This window comes from Cobetia crustatorum, assembly GCF_000591415.1.
GTDB classification, from domain to species: domain Bacteria; phylum Pseudomonadota; class Gammaproteobacteria; order Pseudomonadales; family Halomonadaceae; genus Cobetia; species Cobetia crustatorum.
This window is the reverse complement of the sequence record NZ_JEMF01000006.1, coordinates 20,940-41,674: the sequence shown is the minus strand read 5'-3', so window position 1 is coordinate 41,674 and position 20,735 is coordinate 20,940. Positions and strand designations below refer to the sequence as shown.

General features: G+C 56.4%; 30 protein-coding genes and 2 pseudogenes. 1 reads left to right on the top strand and 31 read right to left on the bottom strand.

What is annotated here, in order from left to right:
• Positions 1 to 231: 231 nt before the first annotated feature.
• Entirely contained in the window at positions 232 to 891 is a 660-nt protein-coding gene (locus BF12_RS0101245; RefSeq protein WP_024950678.1) for a single-stranded DNA-binding protein, read from the bottom strand.
• Positions 892 to 978: 87 nt separating this feature from the next.
• Complete coding sequence (locus BF12_RS0101240; protein ID WP_024950677.1) at positions 979 to 2,394, bottom strand: MFS transporter; 1,416 nt, start codon at positions 2,392 to 2,394, stop codon at positions 979 to 981.
• A gap of 206 nt (positions 2,395 to 2,600) precedes the next feature.
• On the opposite strand from BF12_RS0101240, the pseudogene uvrA reads away from it, so the two are divergent.
• Positions 2,601 to 5,496: pseudogene (gene uvrA / locus BF12_RS18120) on the top strand (excinuclease ABC subunit UvrA).
• 188 nt (positions 5,497 to 5,684) lie between these two features.
• Here the strand turns inward: uvrA and rplQ are convergent.
• The 29 genes and pseudogenes from rplQ to tuf form a co-directional block, all read right to left on the bottom strand.
• Complete coding sequence (gene rplQ / locus BF12_RS0101230; RefSeq protein WP_024950676.1) at positions 5,685 to 6,071, bottom strand: 50S ribosomal protein L17; 387 nt, start codon at positions 6,069 to 6,071, stop codon at positions 5,685 to 5,687.
• A 46-nt stretch (positions 6,072 to 6,117) separates the two neighbouring features.
• A complete protein-coding gene (locus BF12_RS0101225; RefSeq protein ID WP_024950675.1) occupies positions 6,118 to 7,116 on the bottom strand; it encodes a DNA-directed RNA polymerase subunit alpha in 999 nt (332 codons plus the stop codon).
• A gap of 76 nt (positions 7,117 to 7,192) precedes the next feature.
• On the bottom strand, positions 7,193 to 7,813 hold the full coding sequence (gene rpsD / locus BF12_RS0101220) for a 30S ribosomal protein S4 (RefSeq protein ID WP_024950674.1): 621 nt from the start codon (positions 7,811 to 7,813) through the stop codon (positions 7,193 to 7,195).
• 12 nt (positions 7,814 to 7,825) lie between these two features.
• Complete coding sequence (rpsK, locus tag BF12_RS0101215) at positions 7,826 to 8,209, bottom strand: 30S ribosomal protein S11 (protein WP_024950673.1); 384 nt, start codon at positions 8,207 to 8,209, stop codon at positions 7,826 to 7,828.
• A 30-nt stretch (positions 8,210 to 8,239) separates the two neighbouring features.
• Positions 8,240 to 8,596, bottom strand: a complete 357-nt coding sequence (gene rpsM, locus BF12_RS0101210) for a 30S ribosomal protein S13 (protein ID WP_024950672.1) — start codon at positions 8,594 to 8,596, stop codon at positions 8,240 to 8,242.
• 131 nt (positions 8,597 to 8,727) lie between these two features.
• Positions 8,728 to 8,841 (bottom strand): 50S ribosomal protein L36, encoded by a 114-nt coding sequence (gene rpmJ / locus BF12_RS21480; RefSeq protein WP_077373351.1) that lies wholly within the window; start codon positions 8,839 to 8,841, stop codon positions 8,728 to 8,730.
• A gap of 34 nt (positions 8,842 to 8,875) precedes the next feature.
• A complete protein-coding gene (gene secY / locus BF12_RS0101205) occupies positions 8,876 to 10,210 on the bottom strand; it encodes a preprotein translocase subunit SecY (RefSeq protein ID WP_024950671.1) in 1,335 nt (444 codons plus the stop codon).
• Positions 10,211 to 10,645 (bottom strand): 50S ribosomal protein L15, encoded by a 435-nt coding sequence (rplO, locus tag BF12_RS0101200; protein ID WP_024950670.1) that lies wholly within the window; start codon positions 10,643 to 10,645, stop codon positions 10,211 to 10,213.
• A gap of 3 nt (positions 10,646 to 10,648) precedes the next feature.
• Positions 10,649 to 10,831: a 50S ribosomal protein L30 gene (rpmD, locus tag BF12_RS0101195; RefSeq protein ID WP_024950669.1), complete on the bottom strand. Its 183-nt coding sequence runs from the start codon at positions 10,829 to 10,831 to the stop codon at positions 10,649 to 10,651.
• Between the two features lie 6 nt (positions 10,832 to 10,837).
• On the bottom strand, positions 10,838 to 11,338 hold the full coding sequence (rpsE, locus tag BF12_RS0101190) for a 30S ribosomal protein S5 (protein ID WP_024950668.1): 501 nt from the start codon (positions 11,336 to 11,338) through the stop codon (positions 10,838 to 10,840).
• Between the two features lie 11 nt (positions 11,339 to 11,349).
• Positions 11,350 to 11,700 (bottom strand): 50S ribosomal protein L18, encoded by a 351-nt coding sequence (gene rplR, locus BF12_RS0101185; RefSeq protein WP_024950667.1) that lies wholly within the window; start codon positions 11,698 to 11,700, stop codon positions 11,350 to 11,352.
• Between the two features lie 9 nt (positions 11,701 to 11,709).
• Positions 11,710 to 12,240, bottom strand: a complete 531-nt coding sequence (gene rplF, locus BF12_RS0101180; protein ID WP_024950666.1) for a 50S ribosomal protein L6 — start codon at positions 12,238 to 12,240, stop codon at positions 11,710 to 11,712.
• A 9-nt stretch (positions 12,241 to 12,249) separates the two neighbouring features.
• On the bottom strand, positions 12,250 to 12,642 hold the full coding sequence (gene rpsH / locus BF12_RS0101175; RefSeq protein WP_024950665.1) for a 30S ribosomal protein S8: 393 nt from the start codon (positions 12,640 to 12,642) through the stop codon (positions 12,250 to 12,252).
• Between the two features lie 31 nt (positions 12,643 to 12,673).
• Positions 12,674 to 12,979: a 30S ribosomal protein S14 gene (gene rpsN / locus BF12_RS0101170; protein WP_024950664.1), complete on the bottom strand. Its 306-nt coding sequence runs from the start codon at positions 12,977 to 12,979 to the stop codon at positions 12,674 to 12,676.
• 9 nt (positions 12,980 to 12,988) lie between these two features.
• A pseudogene (gene rplE, locus BF12_RS0101165) lies at positions 12,989 to 13,527 on the bottom strand (50S ribosomal protein L5).
• Positions 13,528 to 13,544: 17 nt separating this feature from the next.
• The gene (gene rplX, locus BF12_RS0101160; protein WP_024950662.1) at positions 13,545 to 13,862 is read right to left on the bottom strand and encodes a 50S ribosomal protein L24; all 318 of its coding nucleotides are present in this window, start codon (positions 13,860 to 13,862) and stop codon (positions 13,545 to 13,547) included.
• A gap of 14 nt (positions 13,863 to 13,876) precedes the next feature.
• Positions 13,877 to 14,248 carry a 50S ribosomal protein L14 gene (gene rplN, locus BF12_RS0101155; protein WP_024950661.1) on the bottom strand — a complete coding sequence of 124 codons (372 nt, stop codon included), beginning with the start codon at positions 14,246 to 14,248 and terminating at the stop codon, positions 13,877 to 13,879.
• Between the two features lie 51 nt (positions 14,249 to 14,299).
• Complete coding sequence (gene rpsQ / locus BF12_RS0101150; RefSeq protein ID WP_024950660.1) at positions 14,300 to 14,560, bottom strand: 30S ribosomal protein S17; 261 nt, start codon at positions 14,558 to 14,560, stop codon at positions 14,300 to 14,302.
• 1 nt (position 14,561) lies between these two features.
• Entirely contained in the window at positions 14,562 to 14,753 is a 192-nt protein-coding gene (gene rpmC, locus BF12_RS0101145; RefSeq protein ID WP_024950659.1) for a 50S ribosomal protein L29, read from the bottom strand.
• On the bottom strand, positions 14,753 to 15,166 hold the full coding sequence (gene rplP / locus BF12_RS0101140; RefSeq protein ID WP_024950658.1) for a 50S ribosomal protein L16: 414 nt from the start codon (positions 15,164 to 15,166) through the stop codon (positions 14,753 to 14,755). The genes rpmC and rplP overlap by 1 nt, the downstream gene beginning before the upstream one ends.
• A gap of 11 nt (positions 15,167 to 15,177) precedes the next feature.
• Positions 15,178 to 15,870, bottom strand: coding sequence for a 30S ribosomal protein S3 (rpsC, locus tag BF12_RS0101135; RefSeq protein ID WP_024950657.1), 693 nt, complete (start codon positions 15,868 to 15,870; stop codon positions 15,178 to 15,180).
• Positions 15,871 to 15,881: 11 nt separating this feature from the next.
• The gene (gene rplV, locus BF12_RS0101130) at positions 15,882 to 16,214 is read right to left on the bottom strand and encodes a 50S ribosomal protein L22 (protein WP_024950656.1); all 333 of its coding nucleotides are present in this window, start codon (positions 16,212 to 16,214) and stop codon (positions 15,882 to 15,884) included.
• A 19-nt stretch (positions 16,215 to 16,233) separates the two neighbouring features.
• Entirely contained in the window at positions 16,234 to 16,509 is a 276-nt protein-coding gene (gene rpsS / locus BF12_RS0101125; protein ID WP_024950655.1) for a 30S ribosomal protein S19, read from the bottom strand.
• A gap of 22 nt (positions 16,510 to 16,531) precedes the next feature.
• Complete coding sequence (gene rplB / locus BF12_RS0101120; RefSeq protein ID WP_024950654.1) at positions 16,532 to 17,359, bottom strand: 50S ribosomal protein L2; 828 nt, start codon at positions 17,357 to 17,359, stop codon at positions 16,532 to 16,534.
• Positions 17,360 to 17,375: 16 nt separating this feature from the next.
• A complete protein-coding gene (gene rplW / locus BF12_RS0101115) occupies positions 17,376 to 17,672 on the bottom strand; it encodes a 50S ribosomal protein L23 (protein WP_024950653.1) in 297 nt (98 codons plus the stop codon).
• A complete protein-coding gene (gene rplD, locus BF12_RS0101110) occupies positions 17,669 to 18,274 on the bottom strand; it encodes a 50S ribosomal protein L4 (RefSeq protein WP_024950652.1) in 606 nt (201 codons plus the stop codon). Before rplD ends, rplW begins: the two co-directional genes overlap by 4 nt.
• 13 nt (positions 18,275 to 18,287) lie before the next feature.
• Complete coding sequence (rplC, locus tag BF12_RS0101105) at positions 18,288 to 18,926, bottom strand: 50S ribosomal protein L3 (RefSeq protein ID WP_024950651.1); 639 nt, start codon at positions 18,924 to 18,926, stop codon at positions 18,288 to 18,290.
• Between the two features lie 151 nt (positions 18,927 to 19,077).
• Complete coding sequence (gene rpsJ / locus BF12_RS0101100) at positions 19,078 to 19,389, bottom strand: 30S ribosomal protein S10 (RefSeq protein WP_024950650.1); 312 nt, start codon at positions 19,387 to 19,389, stop codon at positions 19,078 to 19,080.
• Between the two features lie 149 nt (positions 19,390 to 19,538).
• Entirely contained in the window at positions 19,539 to 20,732 is a 1,194-nt protein-coding gene (tuf, locus tag BF12_RS0101095) for an elongation factor Tu (protein ID WP_024950649.1), read from the bottom strand.
• Between the last annotated feature and the right edge of the window lie 3 nt (positions 20,733 to 20,735).

The following is a 20,735-nucleotide window of genomic DNA, read 5'->3' as shown; positions in this document are numbered from 1 at the left end:
CCCCCCTTTACGCTCGTCACGATGATGCAGATGTCATGCGATAAAAGATTCTTTCAACCTGAGAATGAGCTATCCGTTGCAGCATGCTCAACCTCCTCCACGTCTATCGGCTGCCATCCCGTCTTCTGAAATCAAAAAACCCCCGCGGAGCGAGGGCTTTCCATGATATGTCGCACAGTTATCTAGCAATTCACGCCGCGGTGACCTCTAACCCCTACAATTTAGTAGAAGCTAGAACGGGATCTCATCATCGAAGTCATCAAAGCTACCCGCGGGCGGCGCGCCAAAGTTATTGTTCTGCTGGCTCGCTGGTTGAGCCGGACTGGACGATTGCTGTCCACCAAAGCCGTTACCCTGCTGCGGAGCAGATTGCTGACCACCAGAATTGCCGCCCTGTTGTTGAGCAGGCTGCTGACCACCGAAGTTTCCACCCTGCTGTGGAGCCGCGGCAGGCTGTGACGCTGCTTGTTGCTGGCCACCAAAGTTACCACCTTGCTGCGGCGGTGCCTGCTGCGGGCGCCCACCACCACTAAAGTTACCACCACCGCCTTCACCGCGCGTGTCGAGCATCTGCATATCGTTGGCCACAATCTCAGTGCTGTAGCGGTCGTTACCGTTTTGGTCCTGCCACTTGCGCGTCTGCAGACGACCTTCGATATACAGGCGCGAGCCCTTCTTGACGTACTGCTGAGCAACCTCTGCCAGCTTGTTGAACATCACTACCCGGTGCCATTCAGTACGTTCCTGACGCTGACCGCTCTGACGATCATTCCAGGTATCGGTAGTAGCGAGGTTCAAGTTGCATACCGCGCTGCCAGATGGAGTGAAGCGAACTTCCGGGTCCTGGCCGAGATTGCCGATCAAAATGACCTTGTTTACGCCGCGAGCCATGAAAATTACTCCTGCAAATAGACCGATGCGCATCTCGCATCGGAGAAGGTATCGAGTGCACCGACAACAACTTGCCGGTGTCAGGGTTCAGCTAGCAGGCACCTCAGTACCTGCCGGAGTCTCATCGTCACGTTGGCGAGTAAAATGTGCCAACGCCTTATCATCTAGTGTATCGCGTGTGACCTTAAGGTAGGCGACCTGTTCCTCTCGCACTACCAGCGCCTCTTCCACGCCAGCGATCGCCAGCAGCTGGGATTGCAGCTCAACTGCCGACAAGTGAGATACTTCGCGGGATAGCCCCACAACTTCACTGGCCAGATGCCGCGGCGGTTGCATGCCCCAAACGGCCGCTAACCACAGCAGTGCCAACAGCCCCATGGCGATGAAAACGCCACTCAAGCCGAACTGGCCAGTCAACCAGCCTCCGCCAACACCGCCGACAAAGGCCCCGAGAAACTGACTGGTCGAATAAACGCCCATCGCTGTCCCCTTGGCGCCTGCCGGTGCCAGCTTGGAAATCATCGAGGGCAGCGTAGCCTCCAGTAGATTGAAGGCAACGAAGAACAACCACAGAACAGCGAGGAACATGGTCAAACCGGTATCCTCAATACCCTCTATGCCCAGTAATAGCAGGCTGATTGCAATGGTCGCGACCGCACCGAGGAAAACCGGCTTCATACGCCGATACTTCTCGGCCACAATGACCAAGGGAAGCATTGCGACAAATGCCAAGCCCATCAAGGGTAGATAAACCCAGCCATGATGTGCCGGCTCAATACCGAAGCTGACCAGCTGCTGAGGAATCGCCACGAAACAGGCCGTAAGGATCATGTGCAGCGCAAATATCGAGATATCCATCCGTAATAGCGCTGAATTAGCCAAGATGCCCTTGAGCTGGCGGCGATCAAGCCCCACATCCTGATGTTGACGCTTCGGTGCAGCAGGCACCAGCTTCCAGAGGACGAGTAGACTGGCAACAGCCATTACCGCGGTTAACCAGAAGACGCCCGATAGCCCAAAGGCATCAGCGGCCAAGGGACCAACCACCATGGCCAGCGCAAAAGCTAGACCAATCGACATGCCAATAGAGGCCATCGCGACAGTGCGAACCTCCTCACGCGTCTGATCGGCCAGCAGTGCCATGATGGCTCCGGCAACAGCGCCGCTCCCCTGCAAGCAACGCCCGAGGATGATCATCTCGATGCTGGTGGCTGTCGCAGCGACTACCGAGCCAAGAATGAATAGCCCAAGCCCGAAGCCAATGACGGCCTTGCGCCCAAGGCGGTCAGATAACCAGCCGAACGGTATCTGTAGTACGGCCTGAGTCAGGCCATAGCCACCAAGCGCAATGCCTACCAGCGTCGGCGTTGCACCAGCGAGATCGCGGGTGTATAGCGCCAATACTGGCAACACCATGAACAGTCCCATCATGCGCGTGGCGTAGAGGCTGGCAAGGCCAGCGATCGCACGGCGTTCAGGGCCTAGCAGTTGAGAGGTCTTCATGGGCGGCGGCGGGCTCCGGAGCATGACAGTCTAGAAAAGGAGGCCGACCATACGGGTCGCCAGAAAGTGCCGTTCACACGCAGTGCATGCGCGTCGGACTGCACATTCTAAGGCCCGCTTGACGGCTTTGAAAGCATGCAGCCTTTGCCGGGCGTTTCGCCCGCGCCTTATAATCGTTGCTTTTATCGACGCAGCCCGAGGTGGCAATGGACAGGATTCAGGTCAGGGGTGCACGCACCCACAACCTCAAGAACATCGACGTCGAACTGCCGCGTGACAAGCTCATCGTGGTAACGGGCCTTTCTGGCTCCGGCAAGTCCTCTCTTGCCTTTGACACGCTCTATGCCGAGGGACAGCGGCGCTACGTCGAATCACTGTCGACTTATGCACGTCAATTTCTATCGATGATGGAAAAGCCGGATATCGACCATATTGAAGGTCTATCACCGGCGATCTCCATCGAGCAGAAATCGACATCACACAATCCACGCTCCACTGTGGGAACCATCACCGAGATCTACGACTACCTACGCCTGCTCTATGCACGTGCTGGTACGCCGCGTTGCCCCGATCACGGCAATGATCTTGAAGCTCAGACTATCTCGCAGATGGTCGATCAGGCACTCGCTCTCCCCGAAGGCAGCAAGCTGATGCTGATGGCACCGGTAGTCAACGGCCGTAAGGGTGAGCATCTACAGCTGCTCTCCGAGCTACGCGCTCAAGGTTTCGTTCGCGCCCGCATCGACGGCGTCATTGTTGAGCTTGACGATCTCAAGCCGCTGGAAAAGAACAAGAAACACAACATCGAGGTTATCGTCGACCGCTTCAAGGTGCGTGAAGACCTCAAGCAGCGCCTGGCTGAGTCCTTCGAGACTGCGCTCAATCTGGCAGATGGCAGTGCACATCTGCACTTCATGGATGGCGAGCAGGAAGATCTCGTGTTCTCCTCGCGCTTCGCCTGTCCGGTATGCGGCTACGCCCTAGCCGAACTGGAACCACGCCTTTTCTCGTTCAATAACCCGGCGGGCGCTTGCCCGACCTGTGATGGCCTTGGGGTAAAGCAGTACTTTGATCCCGATAAGTTGATCAGTCATCCAGAGTTATCGCTAGCCGAAGGCGTCATCAAGGGTTGGGATCGCCGTAGCGTCTATTACTTCAGCCAACTGCAAGCCGTCGCCGAGCACTATGGATTCGCACTTGAAGCTGCATGGGAATCATTAAGTGACGAAGCGCGTAACGCTGTGCTCAATGGCAGCGGCCGCGAAGATATCGCTTTCAGCTACGTCAATGATCGTGGCCGCAAGGTTACTCGTGAGCACCCGTTCGAGGGCGTTCTGCCCAACATGAGCCGCCGTTACCGCGAGACGGAATCCAACATGGTACGCGAAGACCTTTCGCGCTATCTGGCCGTACAACCTTGCCCAAGCTGCGATGGCGCACGCCTACGTCGAGAAGCACGTAACGTCTACGTCGATAACCGCACGCTCTCTGAAGTAGTACGTCAGCCAATCGGTGAGGCCTGGAAGGAATTCGGCAAGATGAGCCTGCCGGGACGCAAGGGCGAGATTGCCGCCAAAATCGTCAGCGAGATCCAGGCGCGACTCGAGTTCCTCGTCAATGTCGGTCTCGACTATCTAACATTGGAGCGCAGTGCCGATACGCTGTCCGGTGGAGAAGCACAGCGTATCCGTCTGGCCAGCCAAATCGGCGCTGGGCTGGTAGGCGTCATGTACATCCTTGATGAGCCTCAATCGGGCTTCATCAGCGTGACAATGACCGACTGCTCAAGACGTTGATTCATCTGCGCGACCTCGGCAATACCGTCATCGTGGTCGAGCATGACGAAGATGCTATTCGCGCTGCCGATCACGTACTCGATATTGGGCCCGGCGCCGGCGTGCATGGTGGTGAGATCGTCGCCCAAGGGACTCCTGCCCAAATCGAGCTACGCCAGGCTCACTGACCGGTCAGTACCTGAGCGGCGCACGTGAAATCGCGGTACCTCCCTACCGGCTACCAGCCAATCCAGACAAGATGCTGCGCCTGAGCGGAGCCACGGGCAACAATCTGCAGAACGTGACGCTGGCAGTGCCTACCGGCCTACTGACCTGTATCACTGGCGTATCCGGCTCGGGCAAGTCGACGTTGATCAACGCAACCTTGATGCCATTGGCGGCACGCGAGCTCAATCGCGCGACGACTCTGACACCCGCTCCCTACGGTAAAATCGAAGGACTAGATCTGTTCGACAAGATGGTCGATATCGACCAGAGCCCTATCGGGCGTACACCTCGCTCCAACCCGGCCACCTATACCGGCATCTTTACGCCCATCCGTGAGCTGTTTTCGGGCACCCAAGAGGCACGTGCGCGTGGCTATAAGCCGGGCCGCTTCAGCTTCAACGTCAAGGGAGGCCGCTGCGAGGCCTGCCAAGGTGATGGCCTGATCAAGGTCGAGATGCATTTCCTACCCGACATGTACGTGCCCTGTGATGTCTGCAAGGCCAAACGCTACAATCGCGAAACACTCGAGGTGCAGTACAAAGGCAAGAACATCCATGAAGTGCTGGAAATGACGATCGAAGAGGCTCTGGAGTTCTTCTCACCAGTGCCTGCTATCGCGCGTCGTCTGCAGACACTCATGGACGTAGGGCTATCCTATGTACGCCTCGGCCAGAGCGCGATAACACTATCAGGTGGTGAAGCCCAGCGTATCAAGCTGGCTCGCGAACTAGCCAAGCGTGATACTGGCAAGACGCTCTACATCCTTGATGAGCCGACCACTGGTCTGCACTTCGAAGATATTCGTCAACTGCTGGTCGTCCTGCACCGCTTGCGTGATCATGGCAATACGGTGGTCGTGATCGAACACAATCTCGATGTCATCAAGACAGCTGACTGGTTGATCGATCTCGGGCCAGAAGGCGGTTCCGGTGGCGGACAGATCATTGCCGAAGGCACGCCGGAACAGTTAGCCACACAAGAGGTGTCACATACTGGGCGCTTCCTTGCCCCTTTGCTAGCACGTCAGGCAGCGAACAAAGCTGCAAAAGACAAGGCGGCTGGAAAAAGCACGAAGACGACCACCAAAGTGACAGACTGAACAGGTAGATAGATACACTATGAAAGCCATCATCCACGGAGGGATGATGGCTTTTACTTGCAGCGAAAGTGCCTCAAAGAACTGGCCTTCGCGAGAGTGGTGTCGATGTGCATTACATGTAATGCACGCATAAAAAAAGGCCAACCCCTGGGGGTTGGCCTTTTCTTGTGGACGAAGCAAGCCGGAGCTTACTCTTCGCCCGCTGCCTCAGAGGCAACCGGACGATCGACCAGCTCGACGAATGCCATCGGGGCATTGTCACCGGTACGATAGCCGCACTTCAGGATACGCAGATAACCGCCCGGACGGGTGGTGTAGCGCGGGCCGAGCTCAGTGAAGAGCTTGCCGACCGCTTCCTTGGAGCGCGTGCGAGAGAACGCCAGACGGCGGTTCGCAACGGTGTCCTGCTTGGCCAGAGTGATCAGCGGCTCGATATAACGACGCAGTTCCTTGGCTTTCGGCAGGGTAGTCCTGATGACTTCGTGCTCTACCAGAGAGATGCACATGTTCTTGAACATGGCTTCACGGTGAGAGCTGGTACGGTTCAGGTGACGACCACTCTTACGATGACGCATGGTTGTGATTCCTTACCAGTCTGGGGCTTGAGCCGACCGGACTTCCTTAAGCGGAAGCCTTGTCGTCCTTCAGGCTTTGAGGCGGCCAATTTTCCAACCGCATGCCGAGGGACAGACCACGCGCGGACAGCACGTCCTTGATTTCATTCAAGGACTTCTTACCGAGATTCGGGGTCTTCAGCAGCTCAACTTCGGTGCGCTGAATGAGATCACCGATGTAGTAGATATTCTCGGCCTTGAGACAGTTCGCACTGCGAACGGTCAGCTCAAGATCGTCTACGGGACGGAGAAGAATCGGATCAATTTGATCTTCTTCTTCTTCGACTTCCTGTTCCTTGTCTGCTTCCAGATCAACGAAGGCGGCCAACTGCTCCTGCAAGATAGTTGCGGAGCGGCGAATCGCTTCTTCCGGATCCAGCGTGCCGTCGGTTTCCAGGTCAATCACCAGCTTGTCGAGGTTGGTACGCTGTTCAACACGCGCAGCCTCGACGGCATAGGAGACTCGGCGAACCGGCGTAAAGGTCGCATCCAGCTGGAGGCGGCCAATCGCACGAGATTCGTCATCTGCAGAAAGACGCGCATCAGCCGGTTCGTAGCCACGGCCACGAGCGACTTTGAGTTGCATCTTCAGCTCGCCACCATCATTCAGGTGAGCAATGACGTGATCCGGATTTACGATCTCAAGATCATGATCGCCAGCGATGTCGCCAGCAGTCACGATACCCGGGCCCTTCTTGTTCAGCGCCAGTACAGCTTCGTCGCGACCATGCATCTTGATGGCCACGTCCTTGAGGTTCAGCAGGATTTCAATCACATCCTCCTGCACCCCTTCAATGGCGCTGTACTCGTGCAGAACGCCTTCGATCTCAGCTTCCACGACGGCGCAGCCGGGCATGGAAGAAAGCAGGATGCGACGCAGAGCATTCCCCAGGGTGTGGCCAAAACCACGCTCGAAGGGCTCGAGGACGATCCGCGCATGATTGGCGCTGACTTCCTCGACCTTGATATCGCGAGGACGGAGAAACTCTGTCACTGAGCGCTGCATAAGAACACCTTTAAGGCTGCCAAACGGATAATCTGGGTACTCCACAGCTGGGCCGATGAATCGGCCCAGCATCACATTACTTGGAGTACAGCTCGACGATCAGGTTTTCGTTGATATCGGCAGACAGGTCGCCACGCTCGGGGACAGCCTTGAAAGTGCCTTCCATCTTCTTGGAGTCGACGTCGACCCAAGTCACATCACCGCGATTGGCAGCAATTGCCAAAGACAGCTGGATGCGAGCCTGGTTCTTGGCCTTCTCACGAACGGTGACCACATCGCCTGCCTTCACTTTGAAGGAAGCAACGTTGACGGTACGGCCGTTCACGGCGATCGCCTTGTGGCTGACCAGCTGACGTGACTCAGAACGCGTAGAGCCGAAGCCCATGCGGTAGACGACGTTATCGAGGCGAGCCTCGAGGAGCTGGAGCAGAACCTCACCGGTCGCACCCTTGAGGCGAGCGGCTTCTTTGTAATAATTGCGGAATTGCTTTTCCAGTACGCCGTACATACGACGAACCTTCTGCTTTTCACGCAACTGCAGGCCGTAGTCTGAAAGACGCTGACGGCGCTGGCCATGAACACCCGGGGGTTGTTCGGATTTGCACTTTTTCTCGAACGGAGTCACGCCACTCTTCAGGAAGAGGTCGGTGCCTTCACGACGAGACAGTTTGCACTTCGGTCCAATATAACGAGCCATGAGTCTGTCTCCTTAAACGCGGCGTTTCTTCGGCGGACGGCACCCATTATGCGGGATGGGGGTCACGTCGTTGATGCTTTGCACGCGGAAGCCTGCGGCATTGAGAGCGCGCACGGCAGACTCACGACCCGGACCCGGGCCCTTGACCAGCACGTCGACGTTCTTCACACCATATTCGGCTGCAGCAGTCGCTGCACGTTCACTTGCGACTTGCGCAGCGAACGGGGTGCTCTTGCGAGAACCACGAAAACCCGAACCACCGGCAGTTGCCCAGGAAAGAGCATTGCCCTGGCGGTCTGTGATCGTCACGATAGTATTGTTAAAAGAGGCGTGGATATGCGCGATGGCATCCACAACCTGCTTTTTAACTTTCTTGCGCTTACTCGGGTTAGCCATTAGATGTTTCCTGTCTAAACGCCAGTTCGTTTACTTGCGAATCGGTTTACGCGGACCTTTGCGTGTACGTGCGTTGGTCTTGGTGCGCTGACCGCGCAACGGAAGACCACGACGATGGCGCAGGCCACGATAGCAACCGAGGTCCATGAGACGCTTGATGTTAAGCGTGATCTCACGACGCAGGTCGCCTTCGACGGTGTACTTACCCACCTCGGCACGAACCAAGTCCAATTGTTCAACAGACAGATCAGCGATCTTGACGCTCGGCTCTAGACCGAGGGCGGCGCAGATCTGCTGTGCACGCGTACGGCCAATCCCGAAGATATAAGTCAGCGAGATCGCCGCGTGCTTGTTGTCCGGGATATTGACGCCAGCAATACGGGCCATCAGTTTTCTCCGAAAGGTTAGCGGCGGATTTTTCATCCACAAAGGGCGCAATAGCATACCCCTTGATCCCATTGGGAGCAAGGGGGTATGCCAGCACCCGAGCTTGTATTCAGCTAAGCGGGTCTAGGGGATTAACCCTGACGCTGCTTGTGGCGCGGCTCAGTGCAGATGACCCGCACTGCGCCACGACGCCGAATGATCTTGCAGTTACGGCAAATTTTCTTGACGGAAGCTCGAACTTTCATCGTTCTCTCCAGTTTACTAACAGAGGCTGCGCAATCAGCGCATCATGCCACCGCTGCCATAGCCTTTGAGGTTGGCCTTCTTCATCACCGACGCGTACTGATTTGACATCAAGTGCGATTGCACCTGAGCCATAAAGTCCATGACTACCACAACCACGATGAGCAAAGAGGTGCCGCCAAAATAGAACGGGACCTGCCACGCAACAACGAGGAACTGAGGCATCAGAGATACGAGGGTGATGTAGAGGGCGCCGAACAGCGTCAGGCGAGTCATCACCTTATCGATGTAACGGGCCGTCTGTTCGCCTGGGCGAATCCCCGGCAGAAACGCTCCTGACTTCTTGAGGTTGTCAGCAACATCCTTGGGGTTAAAGACCAGCGCCGTGTAGAAGAAGCAGAAGAATACTACAGCGGCAGCGAAAAGCAAGATGTAGAGAGGCTGACCCGGGCCAAGTGCCTGAGAAGCCGTCTGCAACCATTGCATACTTTCACTCTGGCCAAACCATTGACCCATCGATGCAGGGAACAGCAAAATGCTTGACGCAAAGATCGGCGGGATAACCCCAGCCATATTGACCTTCATAGGCAAGTAACTGCTCTGACCTGCATACATCTTATTGCCCACCTGACGGCGTGGGTAGTTCACAGTGATACGGCGTTGACCGCGCTCAATGAACACCACAAAGGCAACGGTAATGACTGCAAGCAGCGTTAGCGCCAGCAGCGGAAGCACATTCCAGGCACCATCATTGCGCGCCAGTTCGAAAGACTGGCCGATGGCACTCGGCAGCCCGGCGACAATACCAGCAAAGATGATCAATGAGATCCCGTTGCCAATACCCTTCTCGGTGATCTGCTCACCCAGCCACATCAGGAACACTGCACCAGCCACGAATGTACTCACGGCGGTAAAGTAGAAACTGAAGTCAGCGGAATAGGCGACACCGTTTCCGACCAGTCCGACTGCCATGCCGATCGATTGGACCAGGGCCAGTACTACCGTGCCGTAGCGCGTGTACTGACTGATCTTGCGACGGCCGGCCTCGCCTTCCTTCTTCAATTGCTCAAGCTGAGGCGAGACCACCGTCAGGAGCTGCATGATGATCGACGCGGAGATGTAGGGCATGATGCCCAGCGCGAAGATACTCATTCGCTCCAGTGCACCACCAGAGAACATGTTGAACATGCTCAAGATGGTGCCCTGGTTTTCCCTGAACAAGGCAGCAAGCTGGTCAGGATTGATACCGGGAACGGGGATGTGCGCACCGATTCGGTACACCACGATGGCGATGAACACGAAGCGCAAACGCGCCCAGAGTTCGCTCAACCCACTTCCCTGCACTGCCGGTACGTTTCCTGACTTAGCCATTTAGTCCTCTACCTTTCCACCGGCAGCTTCGATCGCAGCACGGGCACCTTTGGTGACCTTAACGCCGCGGACGGTAACTGCCTTGTCCAGTTCGCCGGAGAGCATGACCTTCGCAAACTTCGTAGAATTACGAAGCACGTTGGCCTTCTTCAGCGTTTCGAGGTCGACGATGTCGCCGTCTACCAATGCCAGTTCGCTCAGGCGCACTTCTTCCGAAATCAGGGATTTCGCGGAAGTGAAACCAAACTTCGGCAGACGACGCTGCATAGGCATCTGACCGCCTTCGAAGCCCGGCTTGACACTGCCACCGGAACGGGACTTCTGGCCTTTATGGCCACGACCGCCGGTCTTACCAAGACCGGAGCCGATACCACGACCAACACGCTTTGCAGCGTGCTTGGAGCCCGGGGCCGGACTCAGGGTATTCAATTTCATGGATTACTCTCCCTCAACACGGACAAGGTAATGAACCTTGTTGATCATGCCGCGTACCGCGGGGGTGTCTTCCAGCTCGACAGTATGACCGATGCGACGCAGCCCAAGACCTTTCATAGTAGCCTTGTGCTTTTCTAGGACGCCGATGGTGCTGCGGATCTGGGTTACCGTGATCTTAGCTGCCATGGTGTCTTACCCCGCAATCTTGTCGACAGACAGGCCACGCTTGGCGGCGATGTCTTCCGGAGATTTCATGGAGGCGAGACCATTAATAGTCGCGCGCACCACGTTGACCGGATTGGTGGAACCGTAGCACTTGGCCAGGACGTCATGGACGCCGGCCAGTTCGAGCACGGAACGCATCGCACCGCCGGCAATGATGCCGGTACCTTCGGATGCTGGCTGCATGTAGATCTTGGATGCGCCATGACGTGCCTTCACCGGGTACTGCAAGGTGTGGCCCTTCAGGTCAACCATGATCATGTTGCGGCGTGCTTGATCCATTGCCTTCTGAATCGCGACCGGCACTTCACGCGCCTTGCCACGACCGAAGCCAACACGACCATTGCCGTCACCGACGACAGTCAAAGCGGTGAAACCGAAGATACGGCCGCCCTTGACTACCTTGGCGACGCGGTTGATCTGCACGAGTTTCTCTTGCAGGTCACCGCCCTTCTGTTCGATATGCGCCATCGTAAAACCCTTTAGAATTCCAGGCCGCCTTCACGTGCGGCATCGGCCAGGGCCTTCACGCGACCGTGGTACTTGTACCCGGAGCGATCGAAAGCCACTTGCTTGATACCCGCTTCCTTCGCGCGCTCGGCAATCAGAGCACCCACCTTGGCGGCGGAGTCCGAGTTGCCGGTAGAGCCTTCACGCAGGCTCTTATCAAGCGTGGATGCGGTGGCCAGGACCTGGCCACCATCCGGCGAGATGATCTGCGCGTAGATGTGACGCGGGGTGCGGTTCACGCACAGGCGAAACACGCCCAGCTCGCGGATTTTCGCACGAGCGCGGCGGGCACGACGGAGACGAGATTCTTTCTTCGCGTTCATAACCCTGCCTTACTTCTTCTTGGCTTCTTTACGACGGACGACTTCGTCACTGTACCGAATACCTTTGCCCTTATAGGGCTCCGGCGGACGGAAGGAGCGAATCTCTGCGGCGACCTGGCCCAAAGCCTGCTTATCAGCAGACGTCAGGACGATCACAGTGTTCTTCGGCGTTTCAGCCGTAACACTTGCCGGCAGTTCATAGTCGACCGGGTGTGAGAAACCCAGTGTCAGGTTGATTGTCTGGCCTTTGGCCTGGGCACGATAACCCACACCATTGATTTCCAAAGACTTAGTGAAGCCTTCGGAAACACCAGACACCATGTTGTTGACCAGAGCACGAGTGGTACCAACCATCGCCCAGTTCTTGGCAGCATCACTCTGAGTGAAGGACATTTGACCTTCTTCCAGAGTGATAACCACGTCCTGGTGGACGGTCAGTTCCAGCTGGCCTTTGCTGCCCTTCACGGTCAGCTTGTCGCCATCGAGTTTTGCCTCGACGCCGTTCGGCAATTTAACCGGATACTTGGCTACGCGGGACATTCCAAACTCCTAGAATACGGTGCAGAGGACTTCGCCGCCGACACCAGCTTGACGGGCCGCACGATCGGTCATCACGCCCCGGGAGGTGGAAACGATCGCAATACCCAGGCCATCCGCGACTTTCGGAAGCTCACCCTTGCCCTTGTACTGGCGCAGGGAAGGCTTGGAAATGCGCTTGATGTGCTCGATAACCGATTTGCCTTCAAAGTACTTGAGGGTCACGGTCAGCTCCGGCTTGGCGCTTTCTGCGACAGCAAACTCGGAAATGTAACCCTCTTCCTTCAATACGCGGGCCACTTCAATCTTGAGCTTGGAAGACGGCATGGAAACCGTCTCCTTGGTGGCCATCTGCGCATTGCGGATACGAGTAAACATATCCGCCAGAGTGTCTTGCATGCTCATTACGTTGCGCTCCTGAATTCTTGCAATGGTGTTACCAGCTGGACTTGGTCAGTCCAGGCACGTCACCACGCATAGCGGCTTCACGCAGCTTGTTGCGGCTCAGGCCGAACTTGTTGTAGTAACCGTGCGGACGGCCAGTGATACGGCAGCGATTACGCTGACGAACCGGGTGGGCATCACGCGGTAGCTGCTGCAACTTCAGCTGTGCGTCGAAGCGCTCTTCTTCGGAAGCGTTGACGTCGTTGATGATGGTCTTCAGTGCGTCGCGCTTAACGGCGTACTTAGCGACCAGCTTGGTGCGCTTGAGCTCACGCTCAACCATGCTTTTCTTTGCCATGATCCACCCTTATTTCTTGAACGGGAAGTTCAGCGCGCCCAGCAACGCACGACCTTCATCATCGGTGTTGGCGCTAGTGGTGATAGTGATATCCAGGCCACGAATCCGATCGATCTTATCATACTCGATCTCAGGGAAGATGATCTGTTCACGCACACCCATGGAGTAGTTTCCACGGCCATCGAAGGACTTCGGGTTCAGACCGCGAAAATCACGAACGCGCGGGATAGCCACGTTCACGAGGCGGTCCAGGAAATCCCACATACGATCGCTACGCAGGGTCACCTTAACACCGATAGGCCATCCTTCGCGGACTTTGAAGCCAGCGATGGACTTGCGTGCCTTGGTGATGATCGGCTTCTGACCAGAAAGCATCTGGAGATCGGCAAATGCATTGTCGATCAGCTTCTTGTCAGCGGTCGCTTCACCGATGCCCATATTCAGGGTCACCTTGGTGATACGCGGCACCTGCATCACGTTGGCGTAGCGAACTGCTCTTTAAGCTGGGCGGCCACTTCGTTCTGATAACGTTCTTTCAAGTTCGCCATGTTGTACCCGACTCGCGTTAGGCGTCGATCAGCTTCTGAGTCGACTTAAAGATGCGTACCTTAGTACCGTCTTCCTGTACCTGGATACCGACACGATCCGCCTTGCCGGTCTCCTGGTTGAAGATGGCCACGTTGGACGCGTGAATCGGAGCCTCGCGCTCGACGATACCCCCCTGAGTGCCCAGCATCGGGTTGGGCTTGGTGTGACGCTTAATCATATTCACACCGGACACGACCAAACGGTCACCCTTCAGCACTTTGCTGATGGTGCCGCGCTTGCCCTTGTCCTTCCCGGCGATGACGATGACTTCATCGTCACGTTTGATCTTTTGCATATCCGCTCCGCTCCTTACAGCACTTCGGGCGCCAGGGAAATGATCTTCATAAACTTCTCACTGCGAAGTTCACGGGTAACCGGGCCGAAGATACGGGTACCGATCGGCTGTTCGTTGGTATTATTCAACAAAACGGCCGCATTACCGTCGAAGCGGATCACGGAACCGTCATTACGACGGACACCGGCTCTGGTACGAACGACCACTGCCTTCATGACTTGGCCTTTTTTGACCTTGCCACGCGGGATAGCTTCTTTGACGGTGACCTTGATAATGTCTCCAACACGAGCGTAACGACGGTGTGAACCGCCTAGCACCTTGATGCATTGCACCCGGCGCGCGCCACTGTTGTCGGCGACATCCAGCATTGTCTGAGTCTGAATCATCGGTTTTCTCCAAACCTAATCTGACTGCCTGGTGGGAACTGGCCTAGGGAATTAACCCTTGGCCTGTTCAACCACCTCGACCAGGGTCCAGGCTTTCTTCTTGGACAGCGGACGAGTCTCGGCGATAGAGACGGTGTCACCGATCCGAGCCTGATTCGCCTCATCATGGGCGTGCAGCTTGGTGGAGCGTCTCAGGTACTTGCCATAGATCGGATGACGCTCACGGCGCTCGATCATGACAACGATGGATTTTTCCATCTTGTCACTCACCACTTTGCCGGTGAGTATGCGTGCTTTAGTTTCTTCGGCCATTTTACTCACCTGACTTCTGGTTGAGCACAGTCTTAACCTGAGCAATTTGGCGACGAGTCTGCTTGAGCAGGTGAACCTGACTCAGCTGACCGGTAGCCTTCTGCATGCGCAGATTGAATTGCTCACGCAGGAGTTCAAACAACTGCTCCTGAAGCGCCTCGACTGACTTTTCACGGAGTTCCTGGGCTTTCATCACATCACCGTCCGCTTAACAAAGGTGGTGGAGATCGGCATCTTCATAGCGGCCAGACTAAATGCTTCGCGGGCCAGCTCTTCAGATACGCCTTCGATCTCGTAGAGGACCTTGCCGGGCTGGATCTGAGCGACCCAGTACTCGACAGAACCCTTACCTTTACCCATGCGAACTTCCAACGGCTTGTTGGAAATCGGCTTATCCGGGAAGACGCGGATCCAGATCTTACCACCACGCTTGACGTGACGGGTGATGGCACGACGGCCAGCTTCGATCTGACGAGCGGTGAGACGACCACGGCCCGTGGCTTTCAGGCCAAACTCACCAAAGCTTACCTTACTTCCGCGATGCGCCAGGCCACGGTTGCGACCTTTCTGCATCTTACGGAATTTCATACGCTTGGGCTGTAACATCGATTACCCCCTTACTTGCCTTTCTTCTTGGGTGCGGACGCGGGCTGCTTCGCCTTGGCTCGCACCTCTTCGATGCCACCGAGGATCTCGCCTTTGAAGATCCAGACCTTGACACCAATGATGCCGTAGGTGGTGTGAGCTTCGAAGGTGGAGTAATCAATGTCAGCACGCAGAGTGTGAAGCGGAACGCGGCCTTCGCGGTACCATTCGGTACGGGCGATTTCGGCACCGCCAAGACGACCAGAGAGCTGAATCTTGATGCCCTTGGCGCCCAGACGCATTGCGTTCTGCACAGCACGCTTCATCGCACGACGGAACATTACACGACGCTCGAGCTGACCTGCCACATTGGCAGCAACCAGCTTGGCATCGAGTTCCGGCTTGCGAATCTCCTCGATGTTGATGTGGACGGGAACGCCCATCATCTCGGAAACTTCACGACGAAGGCGATCGACATCTTCACCTTTCTTACCAATCACGATACCCGGACGGGCGGTGTGAATGGTAATACGGGCGTTGTTTGCCGGACGCTCAATGCTGATGCGGCTCACGGAAGCGCTTTTCAGACGCTCTTCCAGGAAGCTACGCACCTGCAGATCGTTGTTCAGTTTGTCGGCATAGGTAGCGCCTTCGGCGTACCAGACAGAGGTATGATCCTTGACGATACCCAGTCGGAAACCTGTCGGATTAACTTTCTGACCCATCTGGTCGTCTCCTACTTCTCGGCTACCTTGACGGTGATATGACAAGTGCGCTTCAAGATACGATCCGCACGGCCTTTGGCACGTGGCTGGATGCGCTTGAGCGTCATGCCCTCGTCGACACAGATAGTCGAGATGCGAAGCTCGTCAATGTCCATGCCGTTATTTTCTTCCGCATTTGCGATCGCGGACTGCAGAACCTTGCGAACTATCTTCGCAGCCTTCTTCGGTGAGAAAGCGAGCAGATTCAGCGCCTCGGCGACCGGCTTACCGCGCACCTGGTCAGCCACCAAACGGGCCTTCTGGGCGGATAAACGAGCGCCGCGCAGCTTAGCAGCTACTTCCATCTCTTAAATCCTCTCTGGCTTACCGTTTGGCTTTTTTATCTGCAGCATGCCCACGGTATGTGCGGGTGGCAGCAAACTCGCCGAGCTTATGACCGACCATTTCCTCAGAAACGAGAACCGGTACATGCTGGCGACCGTTATGGACGGCAATGGTGAGCCCGACCATGTTCGGCAGGATCATGGAACGACGCGACCAGGTCTTGATCGGTTTGCGATCGTTCTTTTCCACTGCTGTCTCAACCTTCTTCAGCAGATGAAGGTCAATAAAAGGACCTTTCTTCAGTGAACGTGGCACAGCCGTTACCCCTCAATATCTGTTACTTGGCCTTACGGCGACGGACGATAAGCTTATCGGTGCGCTTGTTCTTACGAGTCTTGTGACCCTTGGTCGGGACGCCCCACGGGCTGACCGGGTGACGGCCACCAGAGGTACGACCTTCACCACCACCATGCGGGTGGTCGACGGGGTTCATCGCGACACCGCGAACTGTCGGGCGCACGCCTCTCCAACGCTTAGCACCGGCCTTGCCCAGCTGACGGAGGCTGTGCTCAGAGTTGCCCACTTCGCCGAGAGTTGCACGGCATTCGGACAGCACTTTGCGCATTTCGCCAGAGCGCAGACGCAGAGTGGTGTAGTTACCTTCACGTGCCACAACCTGGGCACTGGTACCTGCACTACGTGCAATCTGAGCGCCTTTGCCCGGCTTGAGCTCTACACAGTGAACGGTGGAACCCACCGGAACATTGCGCAGCGGCAGAGCGTTGCCTTTCTTGATCGGTGCGTTGACACCGGACTCGAGACGGTCACCAGCAGAGACACCTTTCGGTGCAATGATATAGCGACGTTCGCCATCGAGGTACTTCACCAGCGCAATGTTCGCGCTGCGGTTCGGATCGTATTCCAAGCGCTCGACGATGGCAGCGATGCCATCCTTGTTGCGCTTGAAATCTACCAAACGGTAATGGTGACGATGACCACCGCCGATGTGGCGAGTAGTGATGCGACCATTATTGTTACGACCACCGGACTTTGACTGCTTTTCAAGCAGCGGAGCGTACGCGCGACCTTTGAAAAGTTCGTCATTGACGACTTTTACCAGGTGGCGGCGACCGGCGGAGGTAGGTTTTGTCTTAACAATTGCCATGATCCATACTCCTGCCTTACTCGGCGCCAGAGAAGTCTTCGATGGTCTCGCCGGCGGCCAGAGTTACATAGGCCTTGCGATAACCAGCGCGACGACCAACACCGCGAGCGGTGCGCTTGGTTTTGCCCTTCATGTTCAGAACCTGAACACTATTGACCTTTTTACCAAACAGCGCTTCGACGGCTTTCTTGATTTCGGGCTTTGTCGCGTCGCTGGCAACCTTGAACACGTACTGGTTGTTCTCGGCGGCGACCGCGGCCTTCTCGGTCATATGAGGACCAAGCAGGACCTTGAATACGCGTTCCTGATTCATCCCAGGTTCTCCTCGAACTTACGCAGGGCAGCGACAGTCATCAGCACCTTGTCGTAACCGACGAGGCTGACCGGGTCAGCGCCAGCGACATTGACGACGTCAACATACGGGATGTTGCGCGCAGCCAGATACAGGTTGACGTCCTGCTCTTCAGTGACGATCAACGCTTTCTCAAGGCCCAGTTCCTGGAGCTTGGCAATCAGCAGCTTGGTCTTCGGAGCATCGACGCTAATAGCATCGACCGCGACCAGGCGATCCTGACGGACCAGCTCAGACAGGATGGAACGCATGGCAGCGCGATACATCTTGCGGTTAACCTTGTGCGAGTGGTCCTGAGGACGCGCCGCAAAGGTAACACCGCCAGAACGCCACAGCGGAGAGCGGATGGTACCGGCACGTGCACGACCAGTACCTTTCTGACGCCACGGCTTCTTACCACCGCCGGACACGTCAGAACGGGTCTTCTGAGCCACTGTACCTTGACGTGCACCAGCCAGATAGGCGGTGACGACCTGGTGAACCAGAGCCTCGTTGAAGTCCTTACCAAAGGTGGCATCGGAGACGTCTACTGCGCCGCCTGCACCTGCAAGATTAAGATTCATCGGTTAATTCCCCTCAGCGAGCTTTCACAGCGGAACGCACGATCACTTCGCCGCCCGGAGCACCTGGAACGGCACCCTTGACCAACAGAAGATTGCGTTCAGCGTCGACGCGAACCACTTCCAGGCTCTGGACGGTGGAACGGACGTTGCCCATCTGGCCAGCCATCTTCTTACCCTTGAAGACGCGGCCCGGGGTCTGACAGTTACCGATGGAACCCGGCGCGCGGTGCGACAGTGAGTTACCGTGGGTAGCGTCTTGGGTGCGGAAGTTCCAGCGCTTAACTGCGCCCTGGAAACCTTTACCCTTGGAGGTGCCGGTCACGTCAATCTTTTGACCAGCTTCAAAGAGGGATACGGTGAGTTCGCCGCCCACTGCAGGAGCTTCATCGCCTTCATTCAGACGGAATTCCATTAGGGTACGGCCAGCCTCAACACCCGCCTTGGCGTACTGACCAGCAGTCGCCTTGGTGAGGTGCTTGGCTTTACGAGAGCCAGTTGTCACCTGAATGGCATTGTAGCCGTCAGTCTCGAGAGACTTGATGGTTACGATGCGGTTAGGCTCAACTTCAATCACGGTAACCGGCACAGATGCGCCAGCTTCGGTGAAGACACGGGTCATCCCGGCCTTCTTACCGACTAAACCGATAGACATGTTCAGTCTCCTTTAGTGTACGGGGCTGTCACCCGCTATGGCTGCCCTTTCCAGAGCATTCCACTAGCACATTGTATGACGCCATCCCGGCGTGGCGGCTGCTGCTCCGGAATCAGTTTCGGAGCGCTGGGCCGCAGTGACTAGTGAGGTATCAGTCAACCTTGATCTGGACGTCTACACCGGCGGCCAGGTCAAGCTTCATCAGCGCGTCGACAGTCTTCTCTGTCGGCTCGACGATATCGAGAACGCGCTTGTGGGTACGAATCTCATACTGGTCACGCGCGTCTTTGTTGACGTGCGGAGAGACCAGGATGGTGTAACGCTCGCGACGGGTCGGCAGCGGGATCGGGCCACGAACCTGAGCACCAGTACGCTTTGCAGTTTCAACGATCTCTGCAGAGGACTGATCGATCAGACGGTGGTCGAATGCTTTCAACCGGATGCGAATCTTCTGGTTTTGCATTGCCCAAAACTCCAATGGATGTCGACGGCGTAGGCCGTCACCCACGCATTCAAAGGATGCGCATTATAGGCAGACTGACATCAGGTGTCAAACATGCGAGAAAAGGGGGCCCTTTCAAGGACCCCCTTCTGTGTCAGGCAAGGAGAACCTTACTCGACAATCTTGGCCACGACGCCAGCGCCGACGGTACGACCGCCTTCACGGATAGCGAAACGCAGACCATCTTCCATCGCAATCGGAGCGATCAGAGATACGACCATCTGGACGTTGTCGCCCGGCATGACCATCTCGACGCCTTCCGGCAGTTCACAAGTACCAGTAATATCGGTGGTACGGAAGTAGAACTGCGGACGATAGCCTTTGAAGAACGGAGTGTGACGTCCGCCTTCTTCCTTGGACAGGATGTAGACTTCGGCTTCAAACTTGGTGTGCGGCTTGATGGAGCCCGGCTTGGCCAGAACCTGACCACGCTCGACGTCATCACGCTTGGTGCCACGCAACAGGGCGCCAACGTTTTCGCCAGCACGACCTTCGTCCAGCAGCTTGCGGAACATCTCGACACCGGTAACGGTAGTCTTGGTAGTGTCACGCACGCCGATGATCTCGATCTCTTCGCCAGTCTTGACCAGACCACGCTCGATACGGCCAGTAACAACAGTACCGCGGCCAGAGATAGAGAAGACGTCTTCGATCGGCATCAGGAACGGCTGATCAATAGCACGCTCCGGCTCCGGGATGTAGTCATCCAGAGCCTTGATCAGGTTGGCGACGGCGGTAGTACCCATGCCGTTGTCATCCTTGCCTTCCAGAGCCATCAGGGCAGAGCCGATGATGATCGGAGTGTCGTCACCCGGGAAGTCGTACTGGCTCAGAAGTTCACGAACTTCCATTTCGACCAGTTCGAGCAGCTCTTCGTCATCGACCATGTCTGCCTTGTTCAGGAAGACAACGATGTACGGAACGCCGACCTGACGGGACAGCAGGATGTGCTCACGAGTCTGCGGCATCGGGCCATCTGCGGCAGAACAGACCAGGATAGCGCCATCCATCTGCGCAGCACCGGTGATCATGTTCTTGACGTAGTCAGCGTGACCCGGGCAGTCGACGTGCGCGTAGTGACGCACTTCAGACTGATACTCAACGTGAGCTGTGGAGATGGTGATACCACGCTCACGCTCTTCCGGGGCATTATCGATGGAGTCAAACGCACGCGCGTCACCACCGAAGACCTCTGCAGAGACGCGAGTCAGAGCCGCAGTCAGAGTGGTCTTGCCGTGATCGACGTGACCAATGGTGCCGACGTTGACGTGCGGCTTCGAACGCTCAAATTTTTCCTTAGCCACTGC

Coding starts and splice junctions, on each gene's coding strand:
- BF12_RS0101245 (WP_024950678.1), bottom strand. CDS start 891: ATGGCTCGCGGCGTAAACAAGGTCATTTTGATCGGCAATCTCGGCCAG.
- BF12_RS0101240 (WP_024950677.1), bottom strand. CDS start 2,394: ATGAAGACCTCTCAACTGCTAGGCCCTGAACGCCGTGCGATCGCTGGC.
- rplQ (WP_024950676.1), bottom strand. CDS start 6,071: ATGCGTCATCGTAAGAGTGGTCGTCACCTGAACCGTACCAGCTCTCAC.
- BF12_RS0101225 (WP_024950675.1), bottom strand. CDS start 7,116: ATGCAGCGCTCAGTGACAGAGTTTCTCCGTCCTCGCGATATCAAGGTC.
- rpsD (WP_024950674.1), bottom strand. CDS start 7,813: ATGGCTCGTTATATTGGACCGAAGTGCAAACTGTCTCGTCGTGAAGGC.
- rpsK (WP_024950673.1), bottom strand. CDS start 8,209: ATGGCTAACCCGAGTAAGCGCAAGAAAGTTAAAAAGCAGGTTGTGGAT.
- rpsM (WP_024950672.1), bottom strand. CDS start 8,596: ATGGCCCGTATTGCTGGCGTCAATATCCCGGACAACAAGCACGCGGCG.
- rpmJ (WP_077373351.1), bottom strand. CDS start 8,841: ATGAAAGTTCGAGCTTCCGTCAAGAAAATTTGCCGTAACTGCAAGATC.
- secY (WP_024950671.1), bottom strand. CDS start 10,210: ATGGCTAAGTCAGGAAACGTACCGGCAGTGCAGGGAAGTGGGTTGAGC.
- rplO (WP_024950670.1), bottom strand. CDS start 10,645: ATGAAATTGAATACCCTGAGTCCGGCCCCGGGCTCCAAGCACGCTGCA.
- rpmD (WP_024950669.1), bottom strand. CDS start 10,831: ATGGCAGCTAAGATCACGGTAACCCAGATCCGCAGCACCATCGGCGTC.
- rpsE (WP_024950668.1), bottom strand. CDS start 11,338: ATGGCGCATATCGAACAGAAGGGCGGTGACCTGCAAGAGAAACTCGTG.
- rplR (WP_024950667.1), bottom strand. CDS start 11,700: ATGAACGCGAAGAAAGAATCTCGTCTCCGTCGTGCCCGCCGCGCTCGT.
- rplF (WP_024950666.1), bottom strand. CDS start 12,240: ATGTCCCGCGTAGCCAAGTATCCGGTTAAATTGCCGAACGGCGTCGAG.
- rpsH (WP_024950665.1), bottom strand. CDS start 12,642: ATGAGCATGCAAGACACTCTGGCGGATATGTTTACTCGTATCCGCAAT.
- rpsN (WP_024950664.1), bottom strand. CDS start 12,979: ATGGCAAAGAAAAGCATGGTTGAGCGTGAGCTCAAGCGCACCAAGCTG.
- rplX (WP_024950662.1), bottom strand. CDS start 13,862: ATGCAAAAGATCAAACGTGACGATGAAGTCATCGTCATCGCCGGGAAG.
- rplN (WP_024950661.1), bottom strand. CDS start 14,248: ATGATTCAGACTCAGACAATGCTGGATGTCGCCGACAACAGTGGCGCG.
- rpsQ (WP_024950660.1), bottom strand. CDS start 14,560: ATGGCCGAAGAAACTAAAGCACGCATACTCACCGGCAAAGTGGTGAGT.
- rpmC (WP_024950659.1), bottom strand. CDS start 14,753: ATGAAAGCCCAGGAACTCCGTGAAAAGTCAGTCGAGGCGCTTCAGGAG.
- rplP (WP_024950658.1), bottom strand. CDS start 15,166: ATGTTACAGCCCAAGCGTATGAAATTCCGTAAGATGCAGAAAGGTCGC.
- rpsC (WP_024950657.1), bottom strand. CDS start 15,870: ATGGGTCAGAAAGTTAATCCGACAGGTTTCCGACTGGGTATCGTCAAG.
- rplV (WP_024950656.1), bottom strand. CDS start 16,214: ATGGAAGTAGCTGCTAAGCTGCGCGGCGCTCGTTTATCCGCCCAGAAG.
- rplB (WP_024950654.1), bottom strand. CDS start 17,359: ATGGCAATTGTTAAGACAAAACCTACCTCCGCCGGTCGCCGCCACCTG.
- rplW (WP_024950653.1), bottom strand. CDS start 17,672: ATGAATCAGGAACGCGTATTCAAGGTCCTGCTTGGTCCTCATATGACC.
- rplD (WP_024950652.1), bottom strand. CDS start 18,274: ATGAATCTTAATCTTGCAGGTGCAGGCGGCGCAGTAGACGTCTCCGAT.
- rplC (WP_024950651.1), bottom strand. CDS start 18,926: ATGTCTATCGGTTTAGTCGGTAAGAAGGCCGGGATGACCCGTGTCTTC.
- rpsJ (WP_024950650.1), bottom strand. CDS start 19,389: ATGCAAAACCAGAAGATTCGCATCCGGTTGAAAGCATTCGACCACCGT.